The sequence below is a fragment of the Streptomyces sp. NPDC101151 genome (genome assembly GCF_044768335.1).
Taxonomy (GTDB): domain Bacteria; phylum Actinomycetota; class Actinomycetes; order Streptomycetales; family Streptomycetaceae; genus Streptomyces.
Genome location: NZ_JBIWPP010000018.1, coordinates 193,576 through 200,709 on the forward strand (window position 1 = coordinate 193,576; position 7,134 = coordinate 200,709).

The following is a 7,134-nucleotide window of genomic DNA, read 5'->3' on the forward strand; positions in this document are numbered from 1 at the left end:
CCTTGCTCACCCCGTGATTCGAACCTAGGGGCGGGCACGGCGACGCACCTGTTCAGGCCACCCGTACGGGTCAGAGCTTGCGCGCCACCCCCGCGTACACGGGTACGACACCCTCCGCCTGCGCCGCCACGTCCTCGGGCTCCGGACGCCACCCGTGCACGGGGATCACCCCCGGTCCGAGCAGTTCGAGGCCGTCGAAGAACCGGCGGAACTCGGGCAGCGTCCGCGGGTGGAACGGCGTACCGCTGCGGCGGAACAGCTCGGCGGCCCGCGCCACCCCCTCGGGGCTGAGGTCGTGCGTGACCTGGGACAGGATCAGGAAGCTGCCCGGGGCGAGCCGCGCCACATAGCGCTCGACCAGGCCGTACACGTCGTCGGCCGCGTCGTCCAGGTAGTGGGTCAGCGCGACCAGGGACAGCGCGACCGGCCGGCCGAGGTCGAGGCTCTCCCCGGCCCGCCGCAGGATGGTGTCGGGGTCACGCACATCGGCGTGGATGTACTGCGTGCTGCCCTCCACGGAGCCGTGCAGCAGCGCCTCGGCGTGCCGCAGCACGATCGGGTCGTTGTCCGCGTACACCACCCGGGACTCCGCAGCCGCACCCTGCGCCACCTGGTGCAGATTGGGCTCGGTCGGGATGCCGGTGCCGATGTCCAGGAACTGGCGTATCCCCGCCTCGGCCGCCGCACGCACCGCGCGGTGCATGAACCGGCGGTTGGCACGCGCCCCGCGCACCGCCGTGCCGTCCGCGGCCAGGATCCTGCGGGCCAGCTCCTCGTCCACCGGGTAGTTGTCCTTGCCGCCCAGCCACCAGTCGTACACCCGTGCCGGGTGCGGCCTGCTGGTGTCGATCACGGTGGGTGGCGCGGCGTCCGGTCCGGTCATGCGGTGTGTGCTCCTTGGCTGGTCACAAGAGTGGTCAGAGGTTCTCGCGGAAGTCCCGCAGGAGCTTGAGCGTGCGCTGCGCGGAGGCGGCCCGGGCCGTCATGTGGTCCAGCACCTCCAGATGCGCGGCGACCTCCGGGCGGGAGTCCAGGTACAGGGCGCCGGTCAGGTACTCGGTGAACACCATGTCCGGCAGCTCCGGCTCGGCGAACCGGAACAGCGTGAAGGGCGCGTACGTCCCCGGGTGCGGGCCGGCCGCGAACTCGGCGAGCTGCAGCGTGACCCGGTCCCGCTCGCCGTACTCCAGCAGCCGGTCCACCTGGTCGCGCATCACCTCGGGCCGGCCGCTCACCGGACGCCTCAGCACCGTCTCGTCCATGATCACCCACAGGTGGGGCGGGTCGTCCCGCTCCAGCAGCCGCTGCCGCTCCATGCGCAGCGACACATGCCGATCGACGGTCTCCGCGCCGGTCTGCCCTATGGTCCCGGCCTCCATCACCTCGCGCGCGTACGCCTCCGTCTGCAGCAGACCCGGTACGAAGTGCGGCTCGTAGGAGCGGATGATCCGGGCGGCCCCCTCCAGGCTCACATACAGGCTGAACCAGTCCGGCAGCACGTCGTGGAACCGCTGCCACCAGCCCGGCTGGTTCGCCTCCTCGGCCAGCCGCACGAAAGCGGCCGCCTCCTCGTCCGACACCCCGTAGGTGGACAACAGCACCTGCACGTAGGGGATCTTCAGCGAGACCTCGGCCATCTCCATCCGCCGCACGGTGGCCGACGCCACGCGGAGCACCCGGGCGGCCTCCTCACGGCTGAGCCCTGCCGCCTCCCGCAGCTCCTGCAGCCGCTTTCCGAGCACCACCTGGCCCACGGTGGGCGCAGCCCGCCGCTCACTCACGCCACGCCCTCCCCTACGCGCCGAAGTACGCGGGCAGTCTGTCATGTGACGCCGTCTCGCACACGCGGTCGAGCGGACTCGCCTTCGGAGGGCTCGTCAACCGGCCAGTGTGTGCAGGTACTTGGTGGTCGCCGGGTCCGCGGGCAGGAACGTCTCGATGGCGAGCTCTGCCACCGTGACGTCCATCGGCGTGTTGAACGTGGAGATCGACGACACGAAGGACAGGATCCGGCCGTCGTGCTCGATCCGCAGCGGCAGCGCGAAGTACGGCACCGGTTCGGACGGTTCCTCACCGGGCGCGTCCTCGGGCACCGGATACGCGGACACCTCCTCGTACAGGGCGCGCAGCTGGTCCGAACGGTGCAGGGCGATCTCCCGTTCCATCTGCGCCAGCAGATGCCCGCGCCACTCGCGCAGATTGCGGATGCGCGGCGCCAGCCCCTCCGGATGCAGGGTCAGCCGCATCGCGTTCGGCGCCGGCGTCATCAGCTTCTCGGGGACACCCTCCAGCAGCATGGCGATGCCCCGGTTGGCGGCGACGACGGTGTATCCGGCGTCGACCACCAGCGCCGGATACGGCTCATAACCCTGGATGAGGTGCTCCATGCCGTCCCGCAGGGCGTCCAGCGCCGGATCGTCCAGCGGGGTCTCCGGGTAGTGCGGGGCGTAACCGGCGGCCAGCAGCAGGGCGTTGCGCTCACGCACCGGCACGTCCAGGTGCTCGGCCAGCCGCAGCACCATCTCCTCGCTGGGCCGGGACCGGCCGGTCTCGATGAAACTGATGTGCCGGGCCGAGGAGTCGGCGCGCAGCGCCAGCTCCAGCTGCGAGACCCTGCGCCGCTCCCGCCAGGCGCGCAGCAGCGGGCCGATGCCCTTGTCGGCCTTGTCGGTCCTGTCGGCGGGGGTGGCGGCGGATGCGTGGAGGCCGGTCGCGACAATGGTCATACGGACGACCGTAGTCGAGGAGTCCGCCCGACCACCGCAACCGGCGACCCCGTTCGAGGAGCACGCACACATGAACCAGCCGTGGAAGCCGTCCTGGGAGGCCACGGCCGTGTACCGGTCCAGGGTCCGCGGCTGCCTGCTCGGCGGAGCCGTCGGCGACGCCCTCGGCTACCCCGTCGAGTTCGCCTCCCTCGACCGCATCCGCGCCCTGCACGGCAAGCGCGGGGTGACCGGCCTCGTGCCCGGCGCGCACGGCGCGGTCGGCCTCATCAGTGACGACACGCAGATGACCCTGTTCACCGCCGAGGCTCTGAGCCAGGCCCATGCCCGGGAGCGGGAGAAGGGGATCGGCGGCGGCTGGGCGCTGCTGCTGCGCCGGGCCTACGAGCGGTGGCTGCGGACCCAGACGAAGTCCGGTCCCGAGGAGGCCGCACCGCCCCAGTCCGGCGCTCCCGAGGGCGGCCTGGTCACCGAGGCCTGGCTCTATGCCCGCCGCGCCCCCGGCAACGCCTGCCTGTCCGGGGTCGCCCAGATGTACACCCCCGACCCCCAGCTCCCGCTCGACGGCAGTCCCGGGCCGGTCAACCCGGACTCCAAGGGCTGCGGCACGGTGATGCGTTCCGCACCCTTCGGTCTCGTCAACTCCGCCGACGGGGCCTTCGCGATGGCCGCCCGCGGCGCCCAGATCACCCATGGCCACCCCACCGGCTACTACGCGGCGGGCGCCCTGGCCGCCGTCGTGGCGCACCTCGTCTCCGGGGACTCCCTGGAGGGTGCCGTGCTGCGCACCCTGCGCCTGCTGGAGCGCCACCCCGGGCACGACGAGACCTCGGCCGCCCTGCGCGAGGCCCTCGACCTGGCCGCCGGGGGATCACCGACCGCCCGGAAGGTCGAGTCCCTGGGCGCGGGCTGGGTCGCCGAGGAGGCCCTCGCCATCGGCGTCTACTGCGCGCTGGCCGAACCCCACGTCAGGGACGCCCTGCTGCTCTCCGTCAACCACTCGGGTGACAGCGACTCCACCGGTTCGATCTGCGGCAACCTGCTGGGCGCCCGGCACGGCGACGTCGGCCTGCCCCACGACTGGGTCGAGCGGGTGGAGGGCCGCGCCCGGATCGCCGCACTGGCGGACGACCTCGCGGCGGAGTGCGAGCGGGGCTGACGTGGCAGGCTGAACGCATACCCGCCCGCCCCGAAGGGAGACCGGCCATGGCCGTCGAACCGCTGTCGCCGAAGGAGATCGAGGACCGGCTGGCCGAACTGCCCGGCTGGTCGCTGGACGGGGACCGCCTCACCCGCACCTACCGGCTCGGCTCGCACTTCGCCGCGACGGCCCTGGTCGTCCACGTCGCACGGATCCAGGACGAGCTGGACCACCACTCCGACCTCACCCTCGGCTACAACACCGTCTCCCTCAGCGTGAACACGCACAGCGCGGGCGGAGTCGTCACCGAGAAGGACTTCGCGCTCGCCCGTAGGGTGGAGGACATCGCTCCAGGTCACGGACCACACTGAGGGGCGTGCTCGACTACGACAAGGAAGCCGACGCCTACGACGCGTCGCGCGGCGGCGAGCCGCGCGCCGAAGCGGCCGCACAGGCCGTCCTCGGCCTGATCCCCGACCGGCCGGGCCGCCTCCTCGACCTCGCCTGCGGCACCGGCATCGTGACCCGGCGGCTCGCCGCGGCCCGCCCCGCGCTGCGGGTGACCGGCACGGACCTCGCCCCCGGCATGACCCGCATGGCCGCGGCCCGGCTGCCCGGCGCGGTCCTGCTGGCCGACAGTCGCCGCCTGCCGTTCGCGGACGCCACCTTCGACGCGGTCACCAGCGTCTGGCTGCTGCACCTGCTGTCCGGCCCCGCCGACGTCCGCGCCGTCGTCACCGAGTGCGCCCGCGTGCTGCGGCCCGGCGGGGTCTACGTCACCACCGTCGACAAGGCCGCCGCGCACGACGTCGGCAGCGACATCGACACCGTCCTCGCCCCGCGCCCGCGCAGGCCCGCCCGGGACGCCGCCGACGCCGTCGCGGCACACACGGCCGAGCACGGGCTGCTGCCCGCCGGACGGGCCTCCTTCCCCGGCCTCGGCCAGGGCCGCAGCCCCCGCTCCACCGTCGCGGACCTGCGGCGCGGCTGGTTCACCGTGCTGCCGCCCGGTGATCCGCGCACCGAGGAGTTCGCCGCACACCTGGCCGGCCTGCCGGACCAGGACCGCCCCCGCCCGGACCCCGTCTTCAGCGTGCGCGCCTTCAGGAAGCCGGCGGCCGGCTGAAGTCCATCGTCCAGTTGGTCACCCAGGTCTCCCCGCCGTCCACCGAGAACGCCTGCTCCCAGCGGGCACCGGTCGGGGAGACACCCGACCAGACGAACCGCACCCGCACGTCCGTGCCGGTGGGGGTCCCCCCGCTCGACCGAGGCCGAGACCGGGGGATGGTGTCTTCGCCGTAGAACTCGCCGCGGCCGCTCTCGAAGCGGCCGGTGACGGGCGGGAAGAGCTTGCCGCTGCCGCTGGCGGACCAGTTCAGGGACCATTGTTCGGTCTCGCGGTCGAACAGCCGCAGCGTGAGTCCCTTGGAGCCGAGGCGGGGCATGTCGATCTCGTCGATGTTCGCGGCGCCGTCGAACAGCGGCCGGCAGTGGCTCGTGGCCGGGAACTCCTCCCAGTCGCTGCCGGGGTCGAGGAAGTCGGTACGGCGACGGTTGAGGACCTGCCACGTGCCGTGGAAGAAGTCGAAGTCGTGCGGGCTGCTCATGGGCGGTCTCCTGTCGTTCCCTCGGGCAGACTGTCGGTCAAGTAGGCGTCCAGGTCGGGGACTTCGCGGGCCAGCAGATGCCGCACCCAGGCGTCCCGTTCGTGCAGGATCGGCGGCAGCTCCCAGACACAGCCGATCCACGGCCTCTCCGGCCGGACGAAGCGGGTGGGGTCGCGGTCCGGGCAGCCGAGCACCGGCTGGCCCGCCGCGGCGCCCCGGAAGTGCAGCACGTTGTCCCACACCCAGCTGTACGCGTTGAGATAGGCGCCGTCGTCGTCGCCGCGGTGCAGCACCACGAACGTCGCGGGCGGCGTACCGTCCGGCTCCGGCAGCAGCTCGGGCAGGATCGCGTAGGCCGCCCGCTCGACCTCGGGCGCGATGCCCGCCGGGTCGGCGGTGACGTGGTAGCGCTTGACGTGCCGCCCGGCCACCTCGATCGGCGGCGGCACCGTGAGCAGTTTCTCCCTGAAGACCATGAGCGCGACGCTAGGTCCGCTTCACTGACATCCTGTGTCAGTGAAGTCCAGCCGTCTCGTCTCGATCCTGCTGCTGCTCCAGACCCGGGGCCGGATGACCGCCGCCCAGCTCGCCGGGGAGCTGGAGGTCTCCGTGCGCACCGTCTACCGCGACATCGAGGCGCTGGGCGCGGCAGGCGTCCCGCTGTACGGCGACGCGGGCCACGCGGGCGGCTACCGCCTCCTGGACGGCTACCGCACCCGTCTGACGGGTCTCACCGCAGGCGAGGCCGAGGCCCTGTTCCTGGCCGGCGTCCCCGGCCCCGCCGCCGACCTCGGACTCGGCCCGTTCCTCGCCGCCGCCCAGCTCAAGGTGCGCGCCGCCCTGCCGGCCGAACTGCGCGGCCACGCCGACCGGATCAGCGGCCGCTTCCACCTCGACGCTCCCGGCTGGTACGCCGGCCCGGACGACACCCCTCATCTGCCGGCCGTCGCCGACGCCGTCTGGAACAGTCGCGTCCTAGACATCCGCTACCGCCGCTGGCGCGAGCCCACCGATGTCCGGCGCAGCCTTGAGCCGTACGGCCTGGTCCTCAAGGCGGGCCGCTGGTACGTGGTCGCAGGCCCCGGACCGCGCACCTTCCGCGTGGACCAGATACTCGAACTGACGGTGACGGACAGGGAGTTCATCCCGCCGGACACCTTCGATCTGGCCGCGTACTGGGCGGCGTACCAACGCGACTTCCACGACCGTCTGCACCGGGACGAGGCTGTCGTACGGCTGGCCCCCGGCGCCCGTCTCCCCGGCCCGGCGGGCGAGGCCGTACGCGCCAACGGGCGTCCGGAAGCGGACGGTTGGATCCGGGCCACCGTCCCCGTCGAGTCCGTAGATCACGCGCACGCCGAGTTCCTGCGCCTCGGCACGGACATCGAGGTTCTGGCACCGGCCGAGCTGCGCGAACGGATCGCCCGCACCGCGACCGAGCTGGCCGACAGATATGGCGACTCCCGTGCGCTCGGCGGTGGCTGACGCCCGGTCCCGAGACGGGTCCTAGGTCCAACGCCTGATCGCAAGGTACCGTTCCTGCTGTTAGCGTGCAGCTGCATATTATTGGCAATAACGTCGGAGGACGTTGGACATGGCGCTTTACACGCTCCCGGAACTTCCGTACGACTACTCGGCGCTCGCCCCCGTGATCAGCCCC

General features: G+C 72.5%; 9 protein-coding genes and 1 pseudogene. 5 read left to right on the forward strand and 5 right to left on the reverse strand.

Features of this window, described 5'->3' with window-relative positions:
• Positions 1-70: 70 nt before the first annotated feature.
• The 3 genes from ACIRU3_RS29265 to ACIRU3_RS29275 form a co-directional block, all read right to left on the reverse strand.
• Positions 71-883, reverse strand: coding sequence for an SAM-dependent methyltransferase (locus ACIRU3_RS29265; protein ID WP_404062225.1), 813 nt, complete (start codon positions 881-883; stop codon positions 71-73).
• A 34-nt stretch (positions 884-917) separates the two neighbouring features.
• A complete protein-coding gene (locus ACIRU3_RS29270) occupies positions 918-1,781 on the reverse strand; it encodes a helix-turn-helix domain-containing protein (RefSeq protein WP_404062227.1) in 864 nt (287 codons plus the stop codon).
• 96 nt (positions 1,782-1,877) lie between these two features.
• Complete coding sequence (locus ACIRU3_RS29275; RefSeq protein ID WP_404062230.1) at positions 1,878-2,726, reverse strand: helix-turn-helix domain-containing protein; 849 nt, start codon at positions 2,724-2,726, stop codon at positions 1,878-1,880.
• A gap of 70 nt (positions 2,727-2,796) precedes the next feature.
• On the opposite strand from ACIRU3_RS29275, the gene ACIRU3_RS29280 reads away from it, so the two are divergent.
• Genes ACIRU3_RS29280 through ACIRU3_RS29290 form a run of 3 tightly spaced genes read left to right on the forward strand, consistent with a single transcriptional unit; the run spans position 2,797 to position 4,993 of the window.
• Complete coding sequence (locus ACIRU3_RS29280; protein WP_404062233.1) at positions 2,797-3,885, forward strand: ADP-ribosylglycohydrolase family protein; 1,089 nt, start codon at positions 2,797-2,799, stop codon at positions 3,883-3,885.
• A 47-nt stretch (positions 3,886-3,932) separates the two neighbouring features.
• Positions 3,933-4,238 (forward strand): 4a-hydroxytetrahydrobiopterin dehydratase, encoded by a 306-nt coding sequence (locus tag ACIRU3_RS29285; RefSeq protein ID WP_404062235.1) that lies wholly within the window; start codon positions 3,933-3,935, stop codon positions 4,236-4,238.
• 5 nt (positions 4,239-4,243) lie between these two features.
• Positions 4,244-4,993 (forward strand): class I SAM-dependent methyltransferase, encoded by a 750-nt coding sequence (locus ACIRU3_RS29290; protein ID WP_404062237.1) that lies wholly within the window; start codon positions 4,244-4,246, stop codon positions 4,991-4,993.
• On the opposite strand, the gene ACIRU3_RS29295 is transcribed toward ACIRU3_RS29290, so the two are convergent.
• Positions 4,971-5,474: a hypothetical protein gene (locus ACIRU3_RS29295; RefSeq protein ID WP_404062240.1), complete on the reverse strand. Its 504-nt coding sequence runs from the start codon at positions 5,472-5,474 to the stop codon at positions 4,971-4,973. The two genes, ACIRU3_RS29290 and ACIRU3_RS29295, sit on opposite strands and share 23 nt — an antisense overlap.
• Entirely contained in the window at positions 5,471-5,950 is a 480-nt protein-coding gene (locus tag ACIRU3_RS29300) for a hypothetical protein (RefSeq protein WP_404062243.1), read from the reverse strand. Before ACIRU3_RS29300 ends, ACIRU3_RS29295 begins: the two co-directional genes overlap by 4 nt.
• A 40-nt stretch (positions 5,951-5,990) precedes the next feature.
• Between ACIRU3_RS29300 and ACIRU3_RS29305 the strand changes: the two genes are divergently transcribed.
• Together ACIRU3_RS29305 and ACIRU3_RS29310 are read left to right on the forward strand one after the other, a co-directional pair.
• Positions 5,991-6,959, forward strand: a complete 969-nt coding sequence (locus ACIRU3_RS29305; protein WP_404062246.1) for a helix-turn-helix transcriptional regulator — start codon at positions 5,991-5,993, stop codon at positions 6,957-6,959.
• A 109-nt stretch (positions 6,960-7,068) separates the two neighbouring features.
• Positions 7,069-7,134: pseudogene (locus ACIRU3_RS29310) on the forward strand (superoxide dismutase); the annotation flags it as partial.